At 72.3% G+C, this 24970-nt stretch carries 21 protein-coding genes; 14 read left to right on the top strand and 7 right to left on the bottom strand.

Annotation, left to right across the window (positions count from 1 at the left end; genetic code table 11):
- Window positions 1-167: 167 nt before the first annotated feature.
- From GTY96_RS26515 to GTY96_RS26500, 3 genes are all read left to right on the top strand, one after another.
- The gene (locus tag GTY96_RS26515; RefSeq protein WP_143902902.1) at window positions 168-1862 is read left to right on the top strand and encodes an FHA domain-containing protein; all 1695 of its coding nucleotides are present in this window, start codon (window positions 168-170) and stop codon (window positions 1860-1862) included.
- Between the two features lie 85 nt (window positions 1863-1947).
- Window positions 1948-5532 carry a serine/threonine-protein kinase gene (locus GTY96_RS37905; RefSeq protein WP_235685884.1) on the top strand — a complete coding sequence of 1195 codons (3585 nt, stop codon included), beginning with the start codon at window positions 1948-1950 and terminating at the stop codon, window positions 5530-5532.
- A gap of 188 nt (window positions 5533-5720) precedes the next feature.
- On the top strand, window positions 5721-7946 hold the full coding sequence (locus tag GTY96_RS26500; protein WP_161666265.1) for a fused MFS/spermidine synthase: 2226 nt from the start codon (window positions 5721-5723) through the stop codon (window positions 7944-7946).
- Window positions 7947-7959: 13 nt separating this feature from the next.
- Here GTY96_RS26500 and GTY96_RS26495 read toward each other — a convergent pair whose 3' ends face one another.
- From GTY96_RS26495 to GTY96_RS26485, 3 genes are all read right to left on the bottom strand, one after another.
- Entirely contained in the window at window positions 7960-8733 is a 774-nt protein-coding gene (locus tag GTY96_RS26495; RefSeq protein WP_143902619.1) for a YoaK family protein, read from the bottom strand.
- Between the two features lie 106 nt (window positions 8734-8839).
- Window positions 8840-9190 carry a histidine triad nucleotide-binding protein gene (locus GTY96_RS26490; RefSeq protein WP_143902617.1) on the bottom strand — a complete coding sequence of 117 codons (351 nt, stop codon included), beginning with the start codon at window positions 9188-9190 and terminating at the stop codon, window positions 8840-8842.
- A gap of 61 nt (window positions 9191-9251) precedes the next feature.
- The gene (locus tag GTY96_RS26485; protein WP_161666186.1) at window positions 9252-10796 is read right to left on the bottom strand and encodes a glycosyltransferase family protein; all 1545 of its coding nucleotides are present in this window, start codon (window positions 10794-10796) and stop codon (window positions 9252-9254) included.
- 9 nt (window positions 10797-10805) lie between these two features.
- Between GTY96_RS26485 and hprK the strand changes: the two genes are divergently transcribed.
- Both hprK and rapZ read left to right on the top strand, forming a co-directional pair.
- Entirely contained in the window at window positions 10806-11771 is a 966-nt protein-coding gene (hprK, locus tag GTY96_RS26480) for an HPr(Ser) kinase/phosphatase (protein ID WP_143902614.1), read from the top strand.
- Window positions 11768-12631, top strand: coding sequence for an RNase adapter RapZ (gene rapZ, locus GTY96_RS26475; protein ID WP_143902612.1), 864 nt, complete (start codon window positions 11768-11770; stop codon window positions 12629-12631). Before hprK ends, rapZ begins: the two co-directional genes overlap by 4 nt.
- A gap of 15 nt (window positions 12632-12646) precedes the next feature.
- Here rapZ and GTY96_RS26470 read toward each other — a convergent pair whose 3' ends face one another.
- Window positions 12647-13489 carry an imm11 family protein gene (locus GTY96_RS26470; protein WP_143902610.1) on the bottom strand — a complete coding sequence of 281 codons (843 nt, stop codon included), beginning with the start codon at window positions 13487-13489 and terminating at the stop codon, window positions 12647-12649.
- A gap of 180 nt (window positions 13490-13669) precedes the next feature.
- Here GTY96_RS26470 and GTY96_RS26465 point away from each other — a divergent pair, with 180 nt between their 5' ends.
- Window positions 13670-15055, top strand: a complete 1386-nt coding sequence (locus GTY96_RS26465) for an ATPase, T2SS/T4P/T4SS family (protein ID WP_161666185.1) — start codon at window positions 13670-13672, stop codon at window positions 15053-15055.
- A 19-nt stretch (window positions 15056-15074) separates the two neighbouring features.
- Here the strand turns inward: GTY96_RS26465 and GTY96_RS26460 are convergent, their stop codons facing one another.
- From GTY96_RS26460 to GTY96_RS26450, 3 genes are read right to left on the bottom strand one after another with little or no spacing between them, the layout of a single operon-like run.
- Window positions 15075-15464 carry a hypothetical protein gene (locus GTY96_RS26460; protein WP_161666184.1) on the bottom strand — a complete coding sequence of 130 codons (390 nt, stop codon included), beginning with the start codon at window positions 15462-15464 and terminating at the stop codon, window positions 15075-15077.
- 23 nt (window positions 15465-15487) lie between these two features.
- Window positions 15488-16321 carry a class I SAM-dependent methyltransferase gene (locus GTY96_RS26455; RefSeq protein ID WP_143902604.1) on the bottom strand — a complete coding sequence of 278 codons (834 nt, stop codon included), beginning with the start codon at window positions 16319-16321 and terminating at the stop codon, window positions 15488-15490.
- A gap of 7 nt (window positions 16322-16328) precedes the next feature.
- The gene (locus GTY96_RS26450; RefSeq protein ID WP_161666183.1) at window positions 16329-17729 is read right to left on the bottom strand and encodes a GspE/PulE/PilB domain-containing protein; all 1401 of its coding nucleotides are present in this window, start codon (window positions 17727-17729) and stop codon (window positions 16329-16331) included.
- A gap of 155 nt (window positions 17730-17884) precedes the next feature.
- On the opposite strand from GTY96_RS26450, the gene GTY96_RS26445 reads away from it, so the two are divergent.
- From GTY96_RS26445 to ptsP, 8 genes are all read left to right on the top strand, one after another.
- Window positions 17885-18919, top strand: coding sequence for an SPFH domain-containing protein (locus tag GTY96_RS26445; RefSeq protein ID WP_143902600.1), 1035 nt, complete (start codon window positions 17885-17887; stop codon window positions 18917-18919).
- 32 nt (window positions 18920-18951) lie between these two features.
- Complete coding sequence (locus tag GTY96_RS26440) at window positions 18952-19881, top strand: diacylglycerol kinase catalytic domain-containing protein (RefSeq protein ID WP_161666182.1); 930 nt, start codon at window positions 18952-18954, stop codon at window positions 19879-19881.
- 415 nt (window positions 19882-20296) lie between these two features.
- Entirely contained in the window at window positions 20297-20719 is a 423-nt protein-coding gene (locus tag GTY96_RS26435; protein WP_161666181.1) for a PTS sugar transporter subunit IIA, read from the top strand.
- A gap of 33 nt (window positions 20720-20752) precedes the next feature.
- Window positions 20753-21238, top strand: a complete 486-nt coding sequence (locus GTY96_RS26430) for a PTS sugar transporter subunit IIB (RefSeq protein ID WP_143902594.1) — start codon at window positions 20753-20755, stop codon at window positions 21236-21238.
- Window positions 21239-21242: 4 nt separating this feature from the next.
- The gene (locus GTY96_RS26425) at window positions 21243-21962 is read left to right on the top strand and encodes a PTS sugar transporter subunit IIC (RefSeq protein ID WP_143902592.1); all 720 of its coding nucleotides are present in this window, start codon (window positions 21243-21245) and stop codon (window positions 21960-21962) included.
- Window positions 21959-22774, top strand: coding sequence for a PTS system mannose/fructose/sorbose family transporter subunit IID (locus tag GTY96_RS26420; RefSeq protein WP_186001931.1), 816 nt, complete (start codon window positions 21959-21961; stop codon window positions 22772-22774). The genes GTY96_RS26425 and GTY96_RS26420 overlap by 4 nt, the downstream gene beginning before the upstream one ends.
- A gap of 33 nt (window positions 22775-22807) precedes the next feature.
- On the top strand, window positions 22808-23086 hold the full coding sequence (locus GTY96_RS26415; RefSeq protein WP_143902590.1) for an HPr family phosphocarrier protein: 279 nt from the start codon (window positions 22808-22810) through the stop codon (window positions 23084-23086).
- Window positions 23087-23132: 46 nt separating this feature from the next.
- On the top strand, window positions 23133-24938 hold the full coding sequence (gene ptsP, locus GTY96_RS26410; protein ID WP_143902588.1) for a phosphoenolpyruvate--protein phosphotransferase: 1806 nt from the start codon (window positions 23133-23135) through the stop codon (window positions 24936-24938).
- Window positions 24939-24970: the final 32 nt, after the last annotated feature.

Raw genomic sequence — 24970 nt, 5'->3', positions numbered from 1 at the left:
CCTTCGCCCCAGGTGAAGTCCGACCCCGGGTCTCCACCACATCGGGTGTCCGGAGGGCATGACGCGACGCGAGAGGGCGTCCGAGGCCTTGCCTGGACGCCCGTATTCCACGGGAAAGCGTCTCGGACTCTCGGAAGATTGGGAGGTCGTGTAATGTCGTGCGCCCGATGTGGCAGATCATCATCAACGGGCCCGGCTACTTCGACACGTCGTACGACCTGCCGGAGGGCGTCACCAGCCTCGGCCGGGCCGACGAGAACGACATCGTGCTGGGCGGTGACCTCGTGTCGCGCCGGCACGCTCGCCTGTACGTCGAAGGTGACGTGCTGCGCATCGAGGACCTGGGCAGTCGCAACGGCAGCCGGGTGAACGGCGCGCCGCTGCAGGGCAGCAAGAACCTGGGTGCGGGCGACACGGTGGCGCTGGGGGAGAACACCCTGGCGGTGCGCCAGCCGCACACGGTGGAGAACGCCGCCACGGAGATGATGGACCTGGGCGCGGGCGGCGTCGTGCGCTTCGGGCACGGCACGGACGTGGGCCCCTCCGTGCTGCTGGCGAAGAACGTGAAGGACGCGGAGGTGCTCCGCCTGCTGGACAACGTGGGGCCGCTGCCGTTCGACGACGCGTTCTCCGGCCCCTCTCCCGTGCCCACGGGCTCCGCGGTCGCCAGCCCTCGCGTGTCGTATGAGACGCTGGTGCTGCTGGTGCACGCGGCGGAGGCGCTGGCCACCGCGCGCACGCTGACCGCGTTCCTGGAGTCCGCGATGGACCGGCTCCTGGAGCGCACCGACGCGACGACGGCGGTGGTGCTGCTCAAGCACGCCACGGGGCCGCTGGTGCCCGCGGCCGTGCGCCACCGGGGACGGCTCGCTAAGGGCGAGGTGCCCGTGTCGGACGCCATCGTGGATGAGGCCCTCCGCCAGGGCCGCGCGCTCGCGGTGGGCGACGTGCGCGATGATCGCCGCTTCGCCGGACGCGAGAGCGTCATCATGTATGGCGTGGACCGGGTGCTGTGCATCCCCATCGGCACCGAGCCGCCCTTCGCGGGCGTGCTCTACGTCAACGTCCCCGGCGAGGGGGACACCAGCCTGGAGCTGATGCTGGACGCCTGCACCGCGGTGGCCCACCTGGTGGCCAGCGGCGTGCAGCGCTTCGCCGTGCGCGACGGCTCCGGCACGGACCGGATGCGGCGCAACCTGGAGCGCTTCCACTCGCCGGAGGTGGCCGAGCGCCGCGCCGCCGAGGCCCAGCGCGTGGGGGGCAAGCTGCCCGGGCTGGAGGAGAAGAACCTCACCGTGCTGCACGCGGAGCTGGCGGACTTCGGCGCCGTGATTGGCCGGCTGGGCGCGGCGCGGGCCACGCAGCTGCTCAACGACTTCCACGCGCGCATGAGCGGCATCGTCTTCAGCTTCGAGGCCACCGTGGAGGGCTTCCTCGGCGAGTCCATGCGCGCGCTCTTCGGCGTGCCCTACGCGAAGGGCGACGACGCGGTGCGCGCCGTGCGGGCCGCCCTGGCGCTGCGCTCGGACTGGGAGCGGGGCATGGCCCGCCGGCCGCAAGACGAGCGCTGCGACCTGAGGATCGCGCTGCACTCCACCAAGGCGCTGGTGGGGATGATCGGCACCGAGGCGCGCACCGAGTACACCGCCGTGGGCGAGGGGATGGGGGTCGCGGGCTGGCTGGCCTCCACCGCCGGCCCCGGGCAGGTGCTGATGACCGGCAAGCTGCTGGCGGCCACCGGGGCCCGCTTCGACGTGATGCCCCTGGGCGAGCGGGTGGTGCGTCCCCCTCGGGACAAGGTGGCCGTCTTCGAGGTGATTGAAGAGGACATGGGCATGCTGACCAACCCCGGTATCCGGTGAGGCAGCCGGCGCGGCCGGTTGACCGGTTGAAGCGGGGCCCCTGCTCGGGGTTCAATGCGCTTTCCGTGGTGGACCCCCGCACCGCATGAGCTCTTCGACCCAGCCCGCCCGATTGCGTCCCTTCCGGCCGCAGCCCTTCGGCCGGTACACGCTCCTGTCGCACCTGGCCACCGGCGGCATGGGGGAGATCTACCTCGCCCGCCTGGAGGGCGCGCAGGGCTTCGAGAAGCTGTGCGTCATCAAGAAGATCCTCCCGCAGTTCGCGGAGGATCAGGACTTCGTCGAGCGCTTCGTCGGTGAGGCGCGCACGCTGGTGCGGCTGGGGCACGGCTCCATCGCGCAGGTGCTGGACATGGGCGTGCACGAGGGCGAGGCCTACATGGCCCTCGAGTACGTGGACGGCAAGGACCTGCGCAAGGTGGCCGCGCGCGTGCGCGACCGGCAGACGCCGCTGCCGCTCACGTTCGTGCTCTACGTCATGGGCCGGGTGCTGGACGCGCTCGCGTACGCGCACCGCAAGCGGGACGAGGAAGAGAAGGAGCTGAAGCTCGTCCACCGGGACATCTCCCCCCAGAACATCCTCATCTCCTACGAGGGGGAGGTGAAGGTCATCGACTTCGGCCTGGCGAAGAGCCGGCTGTCGGCGGCGAAGACGAACCCGAGCATCATCCTGGGCAAGTTCCTCTACATGTCGCCCGAGCAGGCCCGGCACCAGCCGGTGGACCGGCGCAGCGACCTGTACGCGGTGGGCCTGTGCCTGTACGAGCTCATCTCCGGCAAGAACCCCTTCGACGCGATGCCACCGGGCGAGCTGATGTCCGTGGTGGCGAACCCGAAGGTGGCGCCGCTCAGTGAAGCGGAGCCGCTGACGCCGCCGGCGGTGTCGCAGCTGGTGGCGAAGGCGCTGGCGGTGGAGCCGGGCCAGCGCTTCCAGACGGCGGAGGAGTTCCGCGGGCGCCTCCAGGCGTGCCTGATGGAGATCGACACCAGCGCCGGCCCGGAGAGCGTCAGCCGCTTCATGCGCGACCTCTTCTCCGCGGACTACCAGTCCGAGCGCCGCCTGCTGACGACCCTGCGCGAGGTGCCGCGCGACGTGAGGGCCAGCGGCACGTACGAGGCGCTGGGCCCCGCGCCCCGGCCCACGATGCCGGCCACGCTGCCGCCGAAGACCATCCGCCTGGATGGCCCGGTGGAGCCCCTGTCCTTCCACCCCACGCCCCGCAGCCGCGAGGACGGCGGCGGCGCGCGCGACGACGGTGAGACGCGCCCCGGCGTGATGGTGGATGAGTCCACCCGGCCCGCGTTCCCGGTGGAGGCGCTGGAGGAGGCGGCCCGCGCGAGGGCGCGGCCCAGCCCCACGTCCTCGGAGCCGTCGCCCACGGTGGAGGTCCGCCACGACGCGATGGAGCGGCCCACCATCCTCGAGGGGCTCCCGGCCATCCGCCTCCCCTCGGACCGCCCCGCCGCGGTGGAGGCCCCGCCCCCGCCGCTGACCGGCGAGCCCACCGCGCCCCGCGCGGAGGCGCTGCCTCGGTCGGAGGCAGCGCTCGCGGAGCCCACCGCGCCCCGCGCCACGGCCCTGCCGTATTCGGACCCGGGGCTGTCCGCGCGCGCCGCGCCGCCCGTGCCGGAGGTGCAGGTGTCGCGGCCGGCCGCGGACGCCAGCGACCGTGGGGGCTCGCTGCCCTTCTCGGATTCGGTGGGGCCCCGGGGCGTGCCGCCCGTGGCGTCGACTCCGCCCGCCCGTCCGGTGGATGGACCCGTCCCCTTCGTTCCGGCGGATGCGTCGCGTCCGGTGGCGCCGCCGCCCATGCCGTTCGCGGACCCCGGCCCGGCGCGGTTCGATACTTCGGGGGAATCGCTGCCGTTCATGGAGCCGCCGCCCCCGCCGGACGGCCCGTTGCTCGACGATGAGGAGCTTCCCGAGAGCCCCTATCCCTGGCCGGAGCCTCGCGGCGAGGACGGCCGCTCCGCGGGAGCCGAGCTTCGCGCCCCGGAGTCCGCGCGCGCGGCCGAAGTGGCCCGCCCCTTCGAGCCTCCGCGTCCCCCCGAGCCCCGTGTTCCGGAAGGCCAGCGCCCCACCGCCGCCATGCCGTCCCTGGCGTCGCGCCCGGGCGTGACGACGCCGTCGAACGGCAGCAGGCCGGCGCCCCCGCCCCCCGAACCCCTGCCGAGCTTCGAGTCCGTGCGCTCCTCGGAGTCCTCACGCGGCTTCGACGCGCCCCGGGCCTCCGAGTCCCGTGTTCCGGAAGGTCAGCGCCCCACCGCCGCGATGCCGTCCTTGTCGTCGTCGGCGCGCCCCGGCGCGATGACGCCGTCGAATGGCAGCCGGCCGGTGCCGCCGCACGCCGCGCCCACCATCCAGGTTCCCTCCATCCAGTCCGGAGGAGGTTCCTCCCGCTCCAGCGCCTCCGACGAGTTGGAGACCCCGGACTCCGAACCGGTGGACTCCGGTCCGGTCCCCCGTCCGACGATGCAGGACACGCGGCCGTCGGAGGAGCTGGTCTCGGTGGATGCGCAGGCCCTGGAGTCGGACTCCAGCGTGCCGTACATCTCCGCGGATCCAGACGACGCCGTGGCCGCGCGCGAGGGGGATGGAGACACGCACCCCCGCATCCCGATGCCCCGCGCCTCCCGACGCGAGGACGCCCAGGCGCGCGTGGTGCTGGACGATGCGCTCCTGCGCGAGTCGAGCGCCGCGGGCCGCCGCGAGCCCGACACCGGCCCCACGGGGCCCGCGCGCGGACGCACGGGGTCGCGCCGCGCCGTGCGCGGTTCGTCGCCGGGCACGCCGGTCGCGCGTTCGAGCACCTCCTCGGGCATGCGAGCAGTCTCCGCTCGCCCGGCGCCCGCCGCGGAGCCGGACGAGTCGTCCACCTCGCGTTCGTCGCGCGACGAGACGCGCCGCAAGGCCATGCCCGTGCGGCCGGAGCCCGCGGAGCCGGTCCGCGCCTCCCGCCGCGAGCCGGTGCCGCCGGTCCAGAAGAAGGGCGGTGTGCTGCGCTCGGTGCTGGTGTTCACGCTCCTGGCGTTCGTGGCGCTGTCCATCGTGGGCATGGGGCTCTACTTCATCCCCGAGATGCGCGTGGCCGTGGGCCTGGAGCACTCGAGGACGATGACGCCGCCTCCGCCCATGCCGGTGCAGCAGGTCCCCACGCGTCCCGCGGCGCTCCCGGGGCATCCGCCCGTGACGCCCCCCGGCCAGGACGTCGCCGAGGCACCCCCGGCCGAGCCGACGCAGCCGGCAGCGGACGCCAAGGCGCCCCCGGCCGCGCCGGTCGTGCCTCCGCCCACGCTGGCGTCCGACGATCTGCTCGCCCCCGACGAGTCGTCCGCGAGTGAGGAGGCTCCCACGCCGCGCGCACCCACTCCGAAGAAGCCGCCCCCGTCACGCCCTCCCAAGCGCGGCCCCCCTTCGCGCGCGGCCGCCAAGGACCTCAACGCGCCCAGCGCGTTGGACCTGGAGTGGGCCCAGACACGGTCGCTCTTCCTGTCGATCAAGCGGCGTCACGGGTGCGAGGTCATGCAGATGCAGTGCAACCTCTTCGAGAAGCTGGCGGACGACATCAACGAGAGCGCCGAGAGCGGCGGGGGCAACGACGCCTCGCTCCTCAAGCGCGTGCGTGACATGCACGAGAAGCTGAAGGTCACGCAGCAGTCCCAGGGGTAGGCCCGCCACGCCCGGGCCTGCCGCCACCGCCCGCTCGCAGCCCGTCAGGGATTCCCCCTCGAGCGTGAAGGCCCGCCCGCCTGCCTCACTCCAGGGCGGCGTGGGTTGACAGGGATGTCACCCCGGCGGGAAACACCATGAGCGCGGGGCCCCTGTTCCGTCGTGTCTCCCCCCGCCACCGAGGCCGCATGGTGCGCTACGCCGTCGCCATCTTCACCAGCGCCTTCCTGCTCTTCGGCGTCCAGCCACTGGCGGGCCGCTACGCCCTGCCGTGGTACGGCGGCACTCCCGCGGTGTGGACCGCGTGCATGCTGTTCTTCCAGGCCGTGCTGCTCGCGGGGTACGCCTATGCGCACGCGGTGGCGTCGCGGCTGCGCCCGCGGACGCAGGCCCTCCTGCACCTGATGCTCCTGGTGGTGGCGCTGGGGGCGCTCGCGGCGCGGGCCTCCTGGACGGGCTCTCCGCTGGCGCCGGGCGATGGGTGGCGCCCCGTGGACGAGCACCTGCCCGTGCTCCGGTTGATGCGGATGCTGGCGGCCACGCTGGGCCTGCCCTTCTTCGTGCTCAGCACCACCGGTCCGCTGCTCCAGTCGTGGTTCGCCCGCGCGCGTCCGGAGCGCTCGCCGTACGTGCTCTACGCGCTCTCCAACGCCGGCTCGCTGCTGGCGCTCCTGGGCTACCCGTTCCTCGTGGAGCCCTGGGTGGGCCGGAGCGCGCAGGCGTGGGGCTGGGCCGCGGGCTTCGTCTTCTTCGTCCTCTGCGTCCTCACCTGCGCGCGCGACCTGCTGCGCCATGCGAAGGCGCCGGAAGTCCCGCCGCCCGCGGGGGCCGCCGGAAGTCCCGCCGCCCCGGAGGCCCTGGAGGAGGCGCCGCGCCCGGGGGTGGGCCGCACGCTGGCGTGGCTCGCGCTGAGCATGTGCGCGTCGGTGCTGCTGCTGGCCACGACGAACAAGCTCTCCCAGGACGTGGCGGCGGGCCCCTTCCTCTGGGTGATGCCGCTGGCCGTGTACCTGGTCACCTTCATCCTGGCCTTCTCGCGCGAGTCCTTCTACGCGCGCGTCCCGTACTCGGTGGCGCTCATCGTCTCCGTCGTGCTGGTGTCGTACGCGCACAAGGAGGGCCCCGCGCTGGGCCTGGGGTGGCAGGTGCTCTTCCACGCCTCCGCGCTCTTCACGGGCGCCATGGTGTGCCACGGCGAGCTGTACCGGCGCCGCCCGGCCCCGCGCCACCTGAGCGCCTTCTACCTCTGGGTGTCCGTGGGCGGGGTGCTGGGCGGCGTGTTCGTCAACCTGGTGGCGCCCGCCATCTTCACCGCCTATTGGGAGCACCCGCTGGCGCTGGGGGCGTGCTGCGCGGTGGCGCTGGCCGGGTTGATGCGCCGGCCTCGCGAGGAGGCGGTGGTGGCCCGCGTCCAGCGCGTGCTGCGCGGGGCGATGCTGGTGGGCGTGGCGGTGCACCTGCCGCTCCTCGTCGCCGCGGACCAGGGCCGCGTGCGCTTCGCCGCGCGCAACTTCTTCGGCGTGGTGCGTGTGCTGGAGCTGTCCCCGGAGGACCCCCAGCACCACCAGTTCGCCCTGCGCCACGGCGCCATCACCCACGGCTGGCAGTACATCCTTCCTGCGCGCCGCGACGTCGCCACGGCGTACTACACGCCGGACAGTGGCCTGGGACTGGCGCTCACCGAGCAGCGCCGCTGGCGCCGGGCCCTGGGGCTGCCCACGTCCCTGCGCGTGGGCATGCTGGGGCTGGGCGTGGGCAGCAGCGCCGCGCTGCTGGAGGCCGGGGACGCGGGGCGCTTCTACGAAATCAACCCCGTCATCATCGACCTCGCCCGGGGCCAGGGCGGCTACTTCAGCCTCCTGTCGGACACGCCCGCGCACGTGGACGTCATCGAAGGCGACGCGCGCATCTCGCTGGAGCGCGAGCTGGAGCACGGCTCCCAGGCGTTCGACGTGCTGGCCCTGGACGTCTTCAGCTCGGATGCCATCCCGGTGCACCTGCTCACGCGGGAGGCGGTGGCGCTCTACCGCCAGCACCTGGCGCCGCACGGCGTGCTGGTGCTGCACATCAGCAACCAGCACCTGGACCTGGTGCCCATCAGCCTGGCGCACGCGCAGGCGTCCGGCATGTCCGCCGCGCTCGTGGCGCTGGACGGAGAGGGCGGGGACGACGCCGTGTCCAGCACGTGGATGCTGCTGAGCCCGGACCGCGAGTTCTTCTGGAGCTCCACCTTCACCCGGGGCCGGGCGCGCGTGCGCCGCCTGGGGCTGCGAGGGGAGCCGGACTACACCTGGACGGACGAGCGCAGCAGCGTGCTCCAGGCGCTGCGCCCCCGGCTCCCGGGCCCCAACGCGGCCAGCGCGAACGTCACGGACGCGCCCGAGCTCCCGCTGGCGCGGCCCACGGCGCCCTGACCGCGCGACGGCGTCAGCGGCCCGGCGCGGTGGAGGAGGAGGGCGTGGGCCGCGCGGCGAGCCGCACGTCCAGCGCCGCCAGCACACCCAGCACCGCGCACGGCAGCACCAGCGTCACGGCCCCGTGGCGCAGGAACAGGTACGGCCCCAGCGTGGAGCCCCCGAGGAACGCCAGCGCCAGGCCCAGGTGCAGCCGCGTGCGCTCGAACTGCACCGCGGAGGGCAGGTCCCTCAGGCGGTGCCATAGCCCCGGCGCGCCCTCGCCCCGGATTCCGTCGCGCACCCACGCCAGCATCTGCACCAACTGGATGCCGATGTCGGTGAGCAGCCCCGTCACGTGCGTGGTGCGCACCACCGCGCCGGACAGCCGGGTGACGAGCGCGTTCTGCAACCCCATGGCGAAGGCCAGCCCCCACAAGAGCCCCGGCGCCCTCGCGCCAGGCACGGACGCCATGCCCACGCCCACACCGCCCAGCACGATGGCCTCCACCAGCAGCGCGGCCACGTGCCGGCCCCGCGTGCGGTGCCGCGAGGCATCCAGCAGCCCCGTCGCGCAGAAGGCGCCGGCGACGAACAGGCCCATCAGCTGCGCGGGGAGCCTCGCCGCGCCCCAGTGGCCCTGGGCCAGGGACTCGCCCAGCGTCGCCATGTTCCCGGACATGTGCGACGCGTGCGCGCCCAGGGCCACGAACCCCATGGCGTTGACCGCTCCGGCCACGGAGGCCAGCAGCACGGCGAGGCGGGAGTAGGCGCGACGGGACTGGGGCGACGACTGGGCACTGAACATGACGGGCGGGCCCGTCCGGGAGGAGGGACGGCCCCGTGCCCGGGAACGCTAGCACCCGCCGCCCCGCGCCGCGTCAAACGGTGCGGGGCGTGTCTTCACCCGACCGCTAGCCCGGCGGCCAGTGGAGGACGCGGCCCGCGAGCAGGTGAAGGTGGATGTGGAACACCGTCTGGCCGGCGTCGCGCTGGGTGTTCATCACCACGCGGTAGCCCGCGTCCGCGTGGCCCCGCTCACGCGCCACCTTCGCCGCGCCCATGTACAGGTTGCCCACCAGCTCCCGGTCCTCCGGGGTCAGGTCGTTCATGGTGGCGATGTGCTTCTTCGGGATGAACAGGACGTGGGTGGGGGCCTGGGGGTTGATGTCCTCGAAGGCGAGGCAGTGGTCGTCCCGGTAGACGACCTTCGCCGGGATGAGGCCATCGCGAATCTTGCAGAAGAGGCAGTCGGATTCGGGCATGGCCGTGGCTTACCAACCCGCCGTGGGGTGGCAAAGGGCCTTCCACCCCCGGACGCTCACCTCACGGCAGTCGCCACGAATAGCCGGGGTCCAGCACGCAGCCCGCCACCGGCAGCTTCACCAGCGACAGCGGGCCGTCCTGCGCCACCGTCGTGCCCGCGCCCTCGTTGCCCGTCCGGGTGATGACGTGGCTGAACTGGCCGGTGCCCCGGGACGGGCCCGTGTGGGGATACAGCGGCACCTTCCGGTGGAAGTAGCTGTAGCCCCCCGTCCACGCCAGATGCACCGCCTCCACCTTCAGGCCGCACACGTCGTCGCGCCTGCCCGCCGCCTCCAGCAGCCGGTTCACCGCGCCCTGGTCATCCCAGGCGCTGTCCTTGGGGCGCACGTGCTCGTACTGGCCCACCTCTCCGAAGGTGAGGGCCCCGGCGCCCGCGCCGGACAGGAGCGCCCCCGCCACCACGGCCACCGTGGCCGTGGCCCGTGCGGGCCCGCCGCGCAGCGCTCGCAGCACGGAGTCCAGCCCCACGCCCGCCAGCGCCGCGAACAGGGGCAGCACCGGCACCAGGAAGCGCAGCTCCTTGTGCGGCTGGAGCGCGTGCAGGAGGAAGAAGGCCGCCGTCAGGGCGGACAGCCCCCACGCCCGGGGCAGCGCCAGCAGGGCCAGCGCCCCCGTGACGACGGACAGCACCGGCATCGCCGTGCGCAGGATGCGCGGGTAGTAGCCGAAGGGCTCCGTGCCCCACTGCGCGGCCTTGCCCTGCACCACGTTGAAGTCCAGGTAGACGATGGCGGAGTGGAACCACCGGCCCCAGGTGAGCTTGTCCAACAGCCCGAAGGCCAGCGCCCACCCGGACAGCACCCCCAGCGCCACCGCCGCCTCGCGCCACCGCCGGCGGGCCAGCAGCACCCCCAGGAGGCCCGCGCAGAAGACGCCGTTCTGGAGCCGCAGGAGCACCGCCAGCCCCAGCAGTGACGCCCCCGCCACCAGGGCTCGCCGGGACGCGTCCTTCGGCAGCGCCAGCGCCAGCCCCAACACCACCGGCAGCACGGAGGCGTTCTCGCTCATCGCCCGGGGGGCGAAGTACAGGGGCACCGACGCCAGCGCGAACAGGGCCGCCCCTCCGGAGGCCGCCAGGGTGGAGGCCCCCGCGGCGCGGGACAGCCGCCACGTGGCCCACGCCGTGGCCGTGCCCACCAGCGCGAAGAAGCCCTTCACCAGCCCCAGGTAGCCCGCCGGGTCCGTCAGCCCGAGGAGCCGCCCCAGCCCCAGCACCCCGGCCACCAGCGCCGGGAGCGCCCAGTTGCGGGCGCCCTGGACGAACTCCCAGGCGACCAGCCCGTAGCCGTAGACGAGCCGGTGGGCGGGCTCCAGGCTCTGGTAGACCTCGTCCGGCCAGTAGATGCCGTCGTCGTGGAGCGCCCAGTGCAGCCGGAAGGCCGCGCCCAGCAGCAGCACGACCCCCAGGAGGACCTGCCCCAGGCGGCGCTCGAACGGCGCTTCGGTGGGAGCGGCGGTCGGTGCTCCAGGCGGGCTGGAAGGGGAGGTGGCTGGGGCGGTGGACACGGCGGGGTTCACCTCCGGGGGCCGGTGGGTGATATCCACGTCCTGACGATGAAATCCATTCGCATCTCCCAGCTCCTCGAGGACCAGGGCCACGACCTGCGGCTGACCCTGATGGCGGGCACCCAGGGGCTGGCGCGCACGGTGGACTCCTCGCGCATCCAGAAGCCGGGTCTGGCGCTCGCGGGCTTCACCGAACACCTCCACCCCCACCGCGTTCAGGTCTTCGGCAACACCGAGATCTCCTACCTGGCCACCCTCCCGGAGGAGGCGCAGCGCGCGTCGCTGGCCAAGCTCTTCGGCGAGGAGGACCTGGCGTGCGTGGTGGTGACCAAGGCGCTGGACGCGCCCCGCGCGCTGGTGGACGCGTGCGAGGCGGCGGGCCTGTCGCTGATGAAGACGCCGCTGCTCTCCAGCGAGTTCATCCAGCGCGTGCAGAGCTTCCTGGAGGACGCGCTCACGGAGTCCAGCAGCCTGCACGGCGTGCTGATGGACGTCTTCGGCGTGGGCATCCTGCTGTTGGGCAAGAGCGGCATCGGCAAGAGCGAAATCGCCCTGGACCTGGTGATGCGCGGCCAGCGGCTGGTGGCGGATGACATCGTGGACGTCACCCGCCGCAAGGGGGCCGTCTACGGCGCGGGCAACCCGGTCATCAAGCACCACATGGAGATTCGCGGACTGGGCATCATCAACATCAAGGACCTCTTCGGAGTGTCCGCCGTCCGGGAACAGAAGAAGATTGAGCTTGTGATTGAGCTGCAGGAGTGGGATCCGCACCAGGAGTACGACCGCCTGGGCGTGGAGGACAAGCACCTGCAGATTGTCGGCGTGGACATCCCCTTGTCGGTCGTGCCCGTGCGTCCTGGACGCAACATGGCCACCATCGTGGAGGTGGCCGCGCGCAACCAACTGTTGAAGCTTCAGGGCCACCATTCGGCGCGAGAGTTCGCCGAGCGACTCAATCGAGCCATCGCCCAGGGGGCGATGCGCCGCACCTTGGGAGAAGAGGTCGAGTGACCGCCCCCGCCAAGCAGATCATCGTCATCACCGGCATGTCCGGATCCGGCAAGTCCACCGCCATCCGGGCGCTGGAGGACGCCGGGTTCTTCTGCATCGACAACCTGCCGGTGCTGCTCCTGCCCAAGCTCACGGAGCTCGCGGGCGGGGGCAACATCGAGCGCATGGCGCTGGTGGTGGACGTGCGTGAGGGCGTCTTCCTCAAGGACGCCCCGCGGGTGGTCGCCGAGGTGCGCCGCGCGGGCCACCAGGTGGACGTGCTCTTCCTGGACTCCAGCGACGACAGCCTCCTGCGCCGCTTCAGCGAGACGCGCCGCCGCCACCCGCTGGCGCCGGAAGGCACCGTGGCGGAGGGCATCCACGCGGAGCGCGAGGCCCTCAAGGACCTGCGCGAGCTGGCGGACCAGGTCATCGACTCGTCGGCGCTCAACGTCCACGACCTGAAGCGCATGGTGCAGGGGCGCTTCAGCCCGGAGCCCACGACGGGGCCCAGCCTGTCCATCATGTCGTTCGGCTACCGCTACGGCGTGCCGCCGCAGGCGGACCTGGTGTTCGACGTGCGCTTCCTGCCGAACCCGTACTTCGTGCCGGAGCTGAAGGGGCTCACCGGCAAGAACCCGAAGGTGTCGGGGTACGTGCTGGAGCGGGAGGAGACGCAGCAGTTCCTGGACAAGGTCGTGGACCTCTGCCGCTTCCTGTTCCCCCGCTACCAGAAGGAGGGCAAGGCGTACCTCACGGTGGCGCTGGGGTGCACGGGCGGCAAGCACCGCTCGGTGGCGCTGGCGGCGGAGATGGTGCGCCGGCTGTCCACGGACTACGGCCGCGTGCAGCTGTGGGACCGCGACATCGAGAAGGAGTAGCGCGCCCGGCGCGCTTCAATGCCGGGTGTCGGTCACGGGCGTGAAGCGCGCGCCGGTGATGCCCTCCTTCTCGAGGGCCTCCTTCACGACCTCGGAGACGACGAGGGTGACGGGCCAGCCCCAGGGGCGGAACACGCGGGCGCGGCCCACCTGGGTCGGGTCGATGCGCAGGCCCCGGACGGAGCGGTACTGGCCCACGCGCGCGGGGACGCCGTCGCCGGGGCCGTAGTGGAGGACCTCCATGCAGGCGGCTTCGTCCACGCAGCGGATGAGGCGCGTGGCGACGAGGAGGAAGTACGGGGCGGCCTGGCCCTCGATGGCCACGGGCAGCAGCTGGACGTCCTCGGGGGCCAGGCGCTGGAAGACGGCGGCCACGCGAGGGTGCACCACGGGCGTGAGGCCCGCGCCCGCGAGGGAGAAGTCCAGGGGCGCCCTGCGGCCCTCGTTGGGGATGTGCATGGGCCCGTCGACGGCGACGGGGTGCCCGGCGGTGAACATCCACACGTCGCCCACGACCTTGTCATCCAGGCCCTGCGGGTCGCCGGGTTCCCAGCGGCCGGGGGCGCGGAAGTCGTCGTGCAGGTCGAAGAAGCGGGTGGCGGTGGTCAGGCCCCGGCGGACCGTCTTGCGGCCGCCGGAGGTGCTGCCATGCGCGACGATGCGGACGGCGGGGCGGCGGGGGCGGCTGGTGCCGTGGCGGGCCTGGGGGGACGGCTCCTCCGCGACCGACACGCGCGAGCGCCGGGGCGCGGCGGCGGCGGGCTCGGTGCCGCTGGGCAGGCTGCGCCGGTCCGGAGGGCTGCTTTCGGAGGGCCGGCGCCACAACCGTCGCAGCGCGTTGGTGAGACGCCTGAACATCAAGCGATGTTACCCAAGCGCACGCTGGAGGGGAGCCCCAACCGTGAGGCTTCCTCGCCTGTTCTTCCGGCAGGCCAGCGGCCGTTGCCGCACTGTGTCTTTCCCTCGTTGGGGCCAGGGCTGGAGCGCCGCATCCGGCGTGGCCCGGTGGGAACGGGGCGTGCCATGGTCCCGCCTCCCATGACGCCCCCGAGCCCGAAGCCCGAGACCCCGTCCACGCCGGACGCCGTGTTCGCCAGCCTGCTCCAGAAGCTGGGAGAGGGGGGCCGGACGCTGGCCGGACCGGTCGCGTCCCCGAAGACCCCCGAGGCCCTGGCGGCGGCCCTCTTCGAGGTCGCGGCGAGGACCGGCGCGGCGCTGTTCTCCGTCTGGGCCGCGGATGACTCCGGCGGTGAGGACGAGGACGAGGACCGCGATGCGGACGGGCGCGAGGTCGATGCCGACGATGCGGACGCGCGCGAGGTCGATGCCGACGATGCGGACGCGGGCGAGGACGAGGACCGCGATGCGGACGCGCGCGACGGCGAGGACCGCGAGGCGGCCGCGCGTGACGGCGAGGACCGCGAGGCGGCCGCGCACGAGGGCGCTGATGCCGAGGCGGGTGGGAACGCGACCGGGGGCTTGAAGGCGCGGGGCAGCGACCGCGCACGCGGTGACGACGCCGAAGCACGGCGGCGGCGGGAGTCGCGGTACGACGCGGGCATCACGTTCTTCTTCGTCGGTGCGGACTCGCCGGACCGGGTGGGGTTGCTCGGCGGGGAGCGGGTCCCGGTGCGGCAGCCGATGGCGTACGCGCTGTACCGGTCGCTGGGGCAGGCGCTGACAGCGCACGCGAAGCGGGGCGCGGATCCGGTGATGCCCGACCGCGGCAGCGTGTCCTTCCCGGCGGGCGCGGCGGATCCAGAGGTCGAGTTCCGGGTGTCGTTCCGCGACGACGCGCTGGGCACCTGGACCACGGTGCTGGCCCGGGACCGGGAGACGCGTCAGGCGTTCCCGCGCGTCGCCAGCCTGCCGCTCACCAGGGATGCCGCCGCGTTCCTGACGGGGCACTTCAACCGCCTGGACCGGGCGCTCTTCAGCGGACAGCTGGTGCTGCTCACGGGGGAATCCGGCACGGGCCGCAGCACGACCCTCCGAGCCCTCATCGATGCGCTGCCCGACAACGTGAACGCGCTGGCGGCGGTGGAGGAGCCGAAGGGCGGCGCGGGAGGCGCCGTCGGGATGGTGCGCGTAGGGCCGGAGCTGACGGTGGCGCAGGCGGTGCGTTCCTTCCTGCGACAGGACCCGGACCTGCTCGTCGCGGACGAGGTGCGCACGCTGGAGGACATGCAGCTGCTCTGCAACGGAGCGCTCACGGGGCATGGCGCCATCTGCGTCCTGGAAGCGAAGACCCCGGAAGAGGGCTTCGCCTGGCTCACGGAAGCGCTGCCGGGAGTTCCCCTGCGGTCGCTCATCGTGCACCACGCGCGCGACGCGGCGGGGGCGCTCGCGATGACCCTCCACGAGACGAAGCCCACGGAGGACGGCGACGCCGTGCGAGTCATGCCGTGGACGTCCGCCGGGTGACGCGGCCCTTCCTGCCGCGTCACCCCGACGAAGGCGGGGGTGGGGGCGCCGCGTTCCTGAGCCGCGACAGGACGAGGCCGATGGTGTCCTTCACCACGGGGTACGTGAGGGCGAAGGGTGGCCCCGCGCCCAAGGGCTCCCAACCCGCGGTGCGTGCCCACCGGATGATTTCGCGAACCATGGACGGGCTGATGCCCGTCTGATGCGGGTCCATTCCGTCGTTGTCCGGGCGGCTGACCCCGAGCTCGACGACCAGCACTCGCCGCGGGCCCTCCACGCGGGCCTGGACCGCGAGGTGCATCGGGGTGGCGCAGGCCGCCTGTGCATCCGTTGGGTGCTTCCGGATGTGCCAGAGGTACTCAGCCCCGTCGACCTCGATGCGACGACTGCCCTTCCGGGGGAGGCTCATGGGGCTCGCGTCCCACCGGTTCCCTATCGCGAGGCCGTCGCCGTCACCTGACGCATGCCCCACCGACAGGGCACGCTGCCATCCGCGCGGCGCAGCGGCTCCACGGCCTGGAGGAACGCGGCCTGGAGCGAGTCCTGGGCCGCGGCGGACAAGCGGTCCGCGTCGTAGGTGGTGAGCAGGGACTCCCAGACGGCGTGCGGCATCCCATCACCCTGGACCGCGAGGGAGTGCGCTTCGACGTCCACGAACCCCTCGCCCAGGAGCGCCCGCAGCCCCGTGATGGAGCGGACCCGGGGGTCCCCCAGCGGCACGGGAGGGGAGGCCTCCGCGCTCAGCAAGGGCTTCAACAACCCCGCGAACAGCTCTACCGACTCGCCACGAACCAGCTCGCCGCTGACGACGATGGACAGCGTGCCCCCGGGCTTGAGCACGCGACGGATCTCCGCGAGGACGGTCTCCACGTCATCCATCAGCATGAGCGCCAGGTGGCTCAGCACGACATCCACGCTGGCGTCGCCGAACGGGAGCGACTGGGCCCGCCCCTGATGCAACGTCGCCGCGCCCTGCAAGCGGCGCCGGGCCGCGGCGAGCTCGTCCTCGCTCATGTCGATTCCGAGCAGGGACAGCCCCGGCTGCCCGCGCTTCGCCAGGAGCTCCAGCAGGTAGCCATCGCCACACGCGACGTCGAGCACCGTCAGCGGCCCGGCGTCGCGGGGCACCACCGCCTCCAGCAGCCCATAGGTGGAGGGAAACGTCTCGCCCTCCCGCAGCACGGGCGCGGTCGCGAACCAGCGCGAAGTCACCCCGGCGAGGCGCGCGTGGAAGTCGAGCAGATAGGACTCAGTGGAAGAGGGCATGGTGGGCTCAGCGCCGGGGCTTCTTCTGCCCGGCGTTCGTGGCTTCGGCGGTGAGGGCCAGCACGGAGTACAGGTTCATCGTGTAGACGCTGTTCTCCGGCTCCAGGTCCGAGGCCTTCTGGAAGAAGGCGCTGGCGCGCTCGTAGTCGCGCTGGTGGTTCAGAAGGATGACCCCCATGCGGTTGTAGAGCGGCGCGGGCTTGGGCAGCAGCGCGATGCTGCGCTCCAGCAGGTCCAGCGCCTCCGCCATCCTCCCCGCCTGCTCCAGCCGCACGACGCGCTGGAGCACCTCCTCGTGGGTGTCCTCCGTCCGAGGCGCGGAAGGGGCCGCCGCTGGAGCTGGCCGCGCCGCCGGCGCCGCTCCCGGCGCAGGTGCCTGGGGCCGCGCCGCCGCCGCGCGCCCCGCCGGTGCCGCCGCCACGGCCTTCGCCGCCGGAGCCGACGGTGAGGACCTCGGCTCCTTCCCGAGCGAGGGCGCCTCCTCCATGGGTGGCGCCGCCGCGGACGCCAGCGTGCCCACCAGCTTCGTCACGCCGCGCTCCGACAGCGACTCGAACAGCGCGCGCAGCTCCACCTCCGTGACCTGGGTGATCATCGCCATGTCCGACAGCGCCGTGCGGCCGTCCACGAACGACAGCACGTAGGCCTCGAAGGGACTGAGCGGCCGGTTCACCAGGTCCAGCCCCGCGACGATGACGGGCCGCACCGGAGGCCCCTTCGTCTTCGCCTGGGCCTGGAAGGACACGACGCGCGTCGCCTCCTGCTGGGGCGGGCGGGGCACGCCGCGCGCTCCCGTCTGCTCCGGCTTCGTGAGCAGCGCGCGCACCAGCGACACGTTGTCCCGGGGCGGCAGGTCGTCCAGGTTGCGCACGAGCAGCAGCTCACAGCGCGCGCACTGGAAGTCCCCCGGCTTGCACGACGCGCCACAGTGCGGACACGCCAGGTCCTCCGGCGGGTGCTCGAAGGCCTGCGTGTCCGCGTAGTAGTGCTTGCGGATGGCCGCGCGGATGGACCGGCGCACCGCCACGAACGGCAGCACCTGGGCCACGCCCACCGTCTTCGCGATCTCCTCCAGCGCCCGCTGCCGCTGCGGTTCGGAGATGGCCACGTACAGCACGTCCTGCGCCAGCCGCAGGGGCATGAAGTCGAAGCCCTCCGCCAGCCGCACCGGCACCCGCTCCAGCAGCGCCGGCTCCACCTTCGCCTGCGCCAGCTTCTCCGTGGACACGAAGCGCGTCTTCAGCTCCTGCGCCAGCAGCCGCAACACCGGCGTCTCATCCACGCCCAGCCGCACCAGGCACTCGCCCAGCTTCAGGCCCGTCGCCTGCTGACGCGAGAGTGCCCGGGACAACAGCTCCGGTGTCAGCACTCCATCCAGGACCAACTGCTCCCCGAGCTTGCGCGTCATGCCCCGATTCAAGGACGCCCGGGCACGCCCCGTCCACCGGCTTCCACGGCACCTACACCCGTTTCCTCCATTCTTCGTTGCGAATGTGTATGGATGACACTAAGATGGTGTCGAAATTACACGATTGCGATGCTGCAAGTGAGGGGGATGCGCGGATGTTCATCGGATACATGAAGTCGACGCCGACCACGTACGTGATGCAGTACCGGGACGGCGAGGTGGTCCGCGAGGGAGCGGGCCTGTCGTTCCTCTATTGGAAGCCGGCGACGACGCTGGTGGCGGTGCCGCTGTCGAGCGCGGATGTGCCCTTCGCGTTCAACGAGGTCACCCGTGACTTCCAGCCGGTGACGGTGCAGGGACAGCTGACCTACCGGGTCGAGGACCCGCGCAAGCTGGCGGGGCTGTTGGATTACTCGGTGACGCCGGCGGGGCGCCACTGCTCCGACGACCCGGACAAGCTGGCGGAGCGCCTGGTGCAGGCGGCGCAGGTGCGAGCCCGCGCGGTGGTACAGTCGCTGGGCCTGCGCGAGGTGCTGGTGCACTCGGACGCGATGGAGGCCCGGGTGCTGGCCGCGCTGGCGGAGGCGGAGGCCGTGAAGGCGCTGGGCGTGCGGGTGATGGCCTTCTCCGTCCTCTCCATCCAGCCCACCCCGGAGATGGCGCGCGCGCTGGAGGCGGGCGCGCGCGAGGGGCTCCAGCGCGAGGCGGACGAAGCCATCTATGCCCGGCGCAACGCGGCCGTGGAGCAGGAGCGGCGCATCAAGGAGAGCGAGCTGGCCACGGAGCTGGTCGTGGAGGAGCGCCAGCGCCAGATTCGCGAGGCGAAGATGGCCGCGGACATCGCGGTGGAGGAGCAGCGCGCCGCCCTGATGGAGCGCTGGGTCCAGAACGAGCGCCAGTCCGCGGACGCGCGCGCGTACACCCTGGAGAAGACGCTGGAGCCGGTGAAGCACGTGGATTGGAAGACGCTCCTGGCCACGTCCGCCAACGGCGGCGACCCCGCGCTCCACATCGCCCTGGCCTTCCGCGAGATGGGGGAGAACGCCCAGCGCATCGGCGAGCTCAACGTGTCGCCGGACCTGCTGCGCTCGCTCCTGCCCTCGGCCTCCGGCCCCGCGCCGGCCGCGGACCCGAAGCCCCACAAGCCCGGCCGCGCGGACGTCCATTCCTTCAACCCCCGCGACCGCTAGTCCACGCCGCGCGAGCAGGAGAGGAGGAGGCCTTGTTCGAGAAGTTCGAGAAGGTGGTGCTTGTCACGCGCAGGACGCGGCTGGCGGACCTGGTGGTGCGCTTCAACACGAAGAAGCAGGCCAAGTTCTACGTGGAGCGCTCCGGCCAGGACTTCAACGGGTTCGAGGCGGAGGACGACACCTACCGCCGCTCGGTGGACGCGCTGCGCGCCCAACTGGACGTGGGGGTGCCGGTGCAGCAGGTGGACCGCTCGCTCGTGCCCACCTTCCTCTTCACCGGCAAGGAGGTGGTGGTGGCGGCGGGGCAGGACGGGCTCGTCGCCAACGTGGCCAAGTACGTGGGCAGCCAGCCGCTCGTGGGCGTCAACCCGGACCCCGAGCGCTTCGACGGGGTGCTCCTGCCCTTCCTCCCCGCCAAGGCCCGGAGCGCGGTGCTGCGCGTGCTGGAAGGGCGCGCGAAGGTCCGTCAGGTCCAGCTCGCGGAGGCGCGGCTCCAGGACGGACAGCGGCTGCTCGCCTTCAACGACCTGTTCATCGGCGCGCGCACGCACGTCTCCGCCCGCTATCAGGTCCGCTACGGCGGCCAGGAAGAGGCGCAGTCCTCCAGCGGCGTGCTCGTGTCCACCGGCGCGGGCTCCAGCGGCTGGCTGTCCTCGGTGTTCGCCCTGGCGCGGGGCCTCACCCAGAAGACAGGGGGCGTGCCGGGACAGTCCTGGACGCTCGGATGGGAGGACGCGCGGCTGGCCTTCGTCGTGCGCGAACCCTTCGTCAGCCGCCACTCCAGCGCGGACATCGTCGGCGGCTTCGTCACCGCCCGGGACGAGCTGGTGCTCGAATCGCGGATGCCCCAGGGCGGCGTCATCTTCAGCGACGGCATGGAGGAGGACTTCCTCACCTTCGGCGCCGGCGCCACCGCGCGCATCCGGCCGGCCGAACAGCGGGCCTGCCTGGTCGTCCCATGAAACACGTCACCCGATGTGACAGGTCCCCACAACCTGGAGGCCCCGAGTACCGCTGGACCCCTGCGAGGCTCCTGGGATTTCCCGGAGATGCGCGCTGCTTGCGGCGGGGCTCGCCCGGCTTCCTACCCACCGAGCGGGAACGGTGGACTCGTCCTGGAGGGCACGCACCGCGGGGGCGCGACGGGCATCTCTTCAAGTGTGGGGAGACCGCGCCCGGCTCCCCGTCCGGCAGACGACACCCTGTCCCTTCCCCGGACCTGAAATTCCAGGCATGGTGGGCGCAGTCGCCTTACCTTCGAGTCGAAGTCGTTGGGGCAGCGGTCCCAGGTGCAGGCGGAAAACTTCGCCGGAGTTGCGTCCGGTCGTTGATGAGCGTAGGACGCAAATCTCCCGGGAAGTTGCTCAGGGGTGATCAATGGTCGGCCTCGTCATCGCATCGCACGGGCGTCTCGCGGATGAGCTCGTCTCTACCGCTGAACAGATCGTGGGCAAGCTGCCCGCCGTGGCCACTTGCAGCATCGAGCCGGGGGCGCCCGTGGAGGACCTCCGCGCCAAGATGAAGCAGGCGGTGAAGACCGTGGATGAAGGGGACGGTGTCATCATCATGGCCGACCTCTTCGGAGGTACCCCCTGCAAGGAATCGCTGATGATGTGTCAGCGGATGAATCTGGAAGTCCTGGCCGGCGTCAATCTGCCCATGCTGCTGAAGGCCAACTCGCTCCGTTCGGAGCAGATGAGCCTGTCGGAGATGGCCAACCAGCTGGCGTCGTACGGCCAGCGCAACATCACCTGTGCATCCGCCCTGCTTCGCGAGGCGCAGCAGCAGCCGCGAACTTGACGGACCCGCACGGGTCGGCGATTCGAGACTGCCGTGATCACCCTGGTCCGCGTCGACAACCGCCTCATCCATGGTCAGGTCGTCGAAGCCTGGCTGCCCCACCTCAAGGTGTCCCGTGTCGTGGTGGCGGACGATGAGGCGGCCTCCAGTCCCCTCATTCGCGCCGCCATGGCGCTCGCCGTCCAGAGCGCCATCGAGGTGCAGATCCTCCCCCTGGCCCAGGTGGACTTCGCCGCCCTCTCCAAGGACGGCGTGCGCACGCTGGTGCTCCTGAGGGACGTCGCCTCCGTGCCCTTCGCCTTCCAGCACGGGCTGGCCATGGACCAGCTCAACCTGGGCAACGTGCACTTCGGCACCGGGCGCCGGCAGGTGTCGCCGTCCGTGTTCCTGGCGGAGGGGGAGCTGCAGGCCCTCCAGCAGCTGTCGGAGCAGGGGGTGCGCGTGGAGGCGCGGGCGGTGCCCGCGGAGAAGTCCGTGGACCTGCCAGACCTGACCGAGCGCTGGTCGAAGGCCGGGTGAGCCGGTGAACGTCGGCTGGACCCAGGTGGCGCTCGCGTGTCTCTGGGGCGGCTTGGTGGCCGTGGAGCGCAAGGCGTTCCTGCAGGCCATGCTGTCGCGGCCGCTGGTGGCCGCCACGTTCATGGGCGCCCTCCTGGGAGACGTGGGCGGCGGCCTGTCCGTCGGCATGCTGCTGGAGCTGTTCTACCTGGGCACGGCCAACCTGGGCGCCTCCCTGCCGGAGAACGACACGCTGGCGGCCACCGGCACCGCCGCCGCCGCCGCCACGCTCACCGCCGCCACCGGCGCGGGCTCCACGCCCGCCATCTGGTCGCTGGCGGTGCTGCTCTTCATCGGGCTGGGGCGGGTGGGGCGCCGGCTGGACCGGCTGCTGGAGGGCTACTCGGCGCGGCTCGCGCGCGTGGCCCTGGCGTCCGCGGAGGCGGGCAACCTCACGCGCGCCATGCGGCAGAACCTGTGGGGCATGTGGCCGCACTTCGCGACGTACGGCGCCATCACCGGCGCGTGCGCGCTCGCGGGCTACTTCCTGGAGCCCCTGATGGCGGTGTTGCCGCACGGGCTGGTGCGGGGCCTGGCGTGGGCGTACCCGGCCATGGCGTCCGTGGCGGCGGCCATCGCCGCGCAGAGCAGCCACGCGAAGCGCGCCCCCCTGTACGCGGGCATCGCCGCGGCGATCGTCACCGCGGCGGTGGTGCTGGTCCAGCTCCAGGAGCAGCGGCCATGAGCACGACGACGCCACCGCCCGCCTCCATGTCCGCGTCCGCTCCTGCGTTCAGCCCGCCCGCGCGGCTGTCGCGGGGCACGGTGCTGCGCGTCTTCCTGCGCTCGCTCTTCCTCCAGGCGTCGTGGAACCCCAAGGGGATGCAGAACCTGGGGCTGGCGTACGCGGTGTACCCCGCGCTGGAGAAGCTGTACCCGGCGGGCCCGCAGCGCGAGGCGGCGGTGCGCCGTCACCTGGTCTTCTTCAACACGCACCCGTACGTGGCGGCCGCCATCGTGGGAGGCGTGGTCAACCACGAGCAGCGGATCGCCCGGGGAGAAGAGACGCCGGACCGGGTGGTGGGCTTCAAGGCGGCGCTGATGGGGCCGCTGGCGGCGCTGGGGGACGGGTTCTTCTGGCTGTCGCTCAAGCCCGCGGTGGGCGGCTTCTGCGCGGCGATGGTGCCGCTCCTGGGCGTCTGGGCGGTGGCGCTGTTCCTGCTGCTCTACAACCTGGTGCACCTGCTCCTGCGCGTCCGGCTGTACTGGCTGGGCCTGAGCCTGGGGGACCGGCTGGTGGAGGCGGTGGCGCGGGTGAACCTGCCCGCCAAGGGCGCGCGGTTGAGGGGCGTGGCGGCGGCGAGCGCGGGCGGGCTGGCGGCGTGGCTGGCGGTGAGCTTCGGGGCGACGGCGGGCGGCACCTGGGCGCCGTTCCTGGCGGGGGGGTGTCTGGCGGTGGGGGTGTTGGCGTACGTGCTCGTCAATCGGCGAGTCCCCACCTACGTGGTCCTCTACGTCGCGGCGGGATTGGCCTGCGCGGCGGGAGCCTTTCTGTGAGTACGAACAGCGGTACGAGGTAGGAGTCGCACGATGGCGAGTGAAGCCGAAGGAACCTTCGAGATCATCAACGCGCTGGGGCTGCACGCCCGGGCCGCGGCGCAGATGGTCAAGGTGGCCAACCGCTTCAAGAGCGAGGTCATCATCAAGGCCTCGGGGCAGCGCGCCAACGCCAAGTCCATCATGGGCGTGCTGATGCTCGCGGCGGCCCAGGGCACCCAGGTGACGCTCACCTGCAAGGGTGAGGACGCGGAGGCGTGCCTGTCCGAATTGAAAAAGCTCATCGAGGACCGGTTTGGCGAAGCGCAGTAAGCGTCGAAGGGGGAGGTAGACTCCCCGTGAGGGCAGGAAACGAACCGTGAGCAGCCAGGCCACCCCTACACTCAGGTTGACGGGCATCGGCGCCTCTCCGGGCGTGGCGGTGGGCCATGCCTTCATCCTGGACCGCAAGCGCATCCGCACCCCCAAGCTGCGTCTCGCCGACGCGGAGGTGGAGCCCGAACGGATGCGGATGAAGACGGCGATTGATTTGTCCGACCGGCAGCTCGCGGAGCTGAAGGACCAGATCACGCGCACGGAGGGCAGCGACCACGCCCTCATCCTGGAAGCGCACCGGCTGATGCTCCACGACCCCATGCTCGTGGATGAGGTCAACCGCCTCATCGTGGAGGACCGCATCAACGCGGAGTGGGCGGTGCGCCGCACGGCCCGGAAGATCAAGCACCTGTTCGACAACATCCCGGACGAGTACTTCCGCGAGCGCCGCTCGGACGTGGACTACGTGGCGGACCGCATCATCCGCAACCTGATGGGGCAGGTGGTGGATGAGGAGGTGGAGGTGCCGGCGGAGGCCATCGTCGTCGCGCACGACCTGCCGCCCGCGGACGCGGCGATGATGGCCCGCAGTGGCCGCGTCGCGGGGTTCGTCACGGACCTGGGCGGGCAGACGAGCCACACCGCCATCGTCGCCCGCGCCAGGGAGACGCCCGCGGTGGTGGGCGCGGGGCGCGCGAGCGAGCAGATCTCCCCGGGCGACCTGGTCGCCATGGACGGCACGCGCGGCGTGGTGCTGGTGAACCCGTCGGAGGACCAGCTGGCGCTCTTCCGCGAGGAGCAGCGCCGCTACCTCGAGAGCGAGCAGCTGGCGCTGGCCACGAAGGACCAGCCCGCGGTGAGCACGGACGGCTTCCGCATCCGGCTCAACGGCAACATGGAGTTCCTGGAGGAGATCCCCTCGCTGCTGGCGCACGGCGCGGAGGGCATCGGCCTGTACCGCACGGAGTTCATGTTCCTGGACCGCAAGACGGCGCCCACGGAAGAGGAGCACTACCGGGCCTACAAGCAGGTGCTGGAGGCGATGGGCGGCCGGCCTGTCACCATCCGCACGCTGGACCTGGGCGGCGACAAGGTGCCGGGCAAGACGAAGCACGAGAAGGAACCCAACCCGGCCATGGGCCTGCGGGCCATCCGCTACTGCCTGTCCAACCGGGAGCTGTTCCGGGTGCAGCTGCGCGCGCTGCTGCGCGCGAGCGTGCACGGCAACCTGCGGCTGATGTTCCCGCTCATCTGCGGCGTGAGCGAGCTGCGCGAGGCGCGCAGCGAGCTGGAGGCATGCCGCACGGCGCTGGGGCGCGCGGGGGTGCCGGTGGGCAAGCGCTTCCCGGTGGGCATCATGGTGGAGACGCCGAGCGCGGCGACCATCGCGGACCGGCTCGCGCAGGAGGCGGACTTCTTCTCCATCGGGACGAACGACCTCATCCAGTACTCGCTGGCCATCGACCGTCAGAACCGCGAGGTGGCGTACCTCTACCGGCCGCTGCATCTGTCGGTGTTGCGCATGCTCCAGAACGTGGTGGACGCGGCGAAGGCCGCGAACATCCCGGTGTCCATGTGCGGCGAGATGGCGGGCGACCCGCTCTTCACGCTGGTGCTCCTGGCGCTGGGCTTCGACGAGCTGTCGATGACGTCCGGACAGATTCCGGTGGTGAAGAAGTTGATGCGCCGGGTGAGCCGGAGCGAGGCGGTGGAGATGCTCCAGGGGGCGATGGAGCTGACCACGGCGGAGGAGATTGAACGCTTCGTGCGCACGGAGATGGACCGGCGCTTCAGCGGCCAGGACGGCTCGCTGCTGGCGATGCGGGACGTGGAACCGGAGTCCGTGTAGGCCCCGTTCCCCCCGGGTGAATGAGGGGGGAG

Source organism: Corallococcus silvisoli (assembly GCF_009909145.1).
GTDB lineage: Bacteria > Myxococcota > Myxococcia > Myxococcales > Myxococcaceae > Corallococcus > Corallococcus silvisoli.
Note: the sequence above shows the minus strand (reverse complement) of the source record. Positions and strands in the feature narration are given on the sequence as shown.

Excerpts from the sequence above, each read along its gene's own strand:
- GTY96_RS26515 (WP_143902902.1), top strand. The coding sequence starts at position 168 with ATGTGGCAGATCATCATCAACGGGCCCGGCTACTTCGACACGTCGTAC.
- GTY96_RS37905 (WP_235685884.1), top strand. The coding sequence starts at position 1,948 with ATGAGCTCTTCGACCCAGCCCGCCCGATTGCGTCCCTTCCGGCCGCAG.
- GTY96_RS26500 (WP_161666265.1), top strand. The coding sequence starts at position 5,721 with ATGGTGCGCTACGCCGTCGCCATCTTCACCAGCGCCTTCCTGCTCTTC.
- GTY96_RS26495 (WP_143902619.1), bottom strand. The coding sequence starts at position 8,733 with ATGTTCAGTGCCCAGTCGTCGCCCCAGTCCCGTCGCGCCTACTCCCGC.
- GTY96_RS26490 (WP_143902617.1), bottom strand. The coding sequence starts at position 9,190 with ATGCCCGAATCCGACTGCCTCTTCTGCAAGATTCGCGATGGCCTCATC.
- hprK (WP_143902614.1), top strand. The coding sequence starts at position 10,806 with ATGAAATCCATTCGCATCTCCCAGCTCCTCGAGGACCAGGGCCACGAC.
- GTY96_RS26470 (WP_143902610.1), bottom strand. The coding sequence starts at position 13,489 with ATGTTCAGGCGTCTCACCAACGCGCTGCGACGGTTGTGGCGCCGGCCC.
- GTY96_RS26465 (WP_161666185.1), top strand. The coding sequence starts at position 13,670 with ATGACGCCCCCGAGCCCGAAGCCCGAGACCCCGTCCACGCCGGACGCC.
- GTY96_RS26460 (WP_161666184.1), bottom strand. The coding sequence starts at position 15,464 with ATGAGCCTCCCCCGGAAGGGCAGTCGTCGCATCGAGGTCGACGGGGCT.
- GTY96_RS26455 (WP_143902604.1), bottom strand. The coding sequence starts at position 16,321 with ATGCCCTCTTCCACTGAGTCCTATCTGCTCGACTTCCACGCGCGCCTC.
- GTY96_RS26450 (WP_161666183.1), bottom strand. The coding sequence starts at position 17,729 with ATGACGCGCAAGCTCGGGGAGCAGTTGGTCCTGGATGGAGTGCTGACA.
- GTY96_RS26445 (WP_143902600.1), top strand. The coding sequence starts at position 17,885 with ATGTTCATCGGATACATGAAGTCGACGCCGACCACGTACGTGATGCAG.
- GTY96_RS26435 (WP_161666181.1), top strand. The coding sequence starts at position 20,297 with ATGGTCGGCCTCGTCATCGCATCGCACGGGCGTCTCGCGGATGAGCTC.
- GTY96_RS26420 (WP_186001931.1), top strand. The coding sequence starts at position 21,959 with ATGAGCACGACGACGCCACCGCCCGCCTCCATGTCCGCGTCCGCTCCT.
- GTY96_RS26415 (WP_143902590.1), top strand. The coding sequence starts at position 22,808 with ATGGCGAGTGAAGCCGAAGGAACCTTCGAGATCATCAACGCGCTGGGG.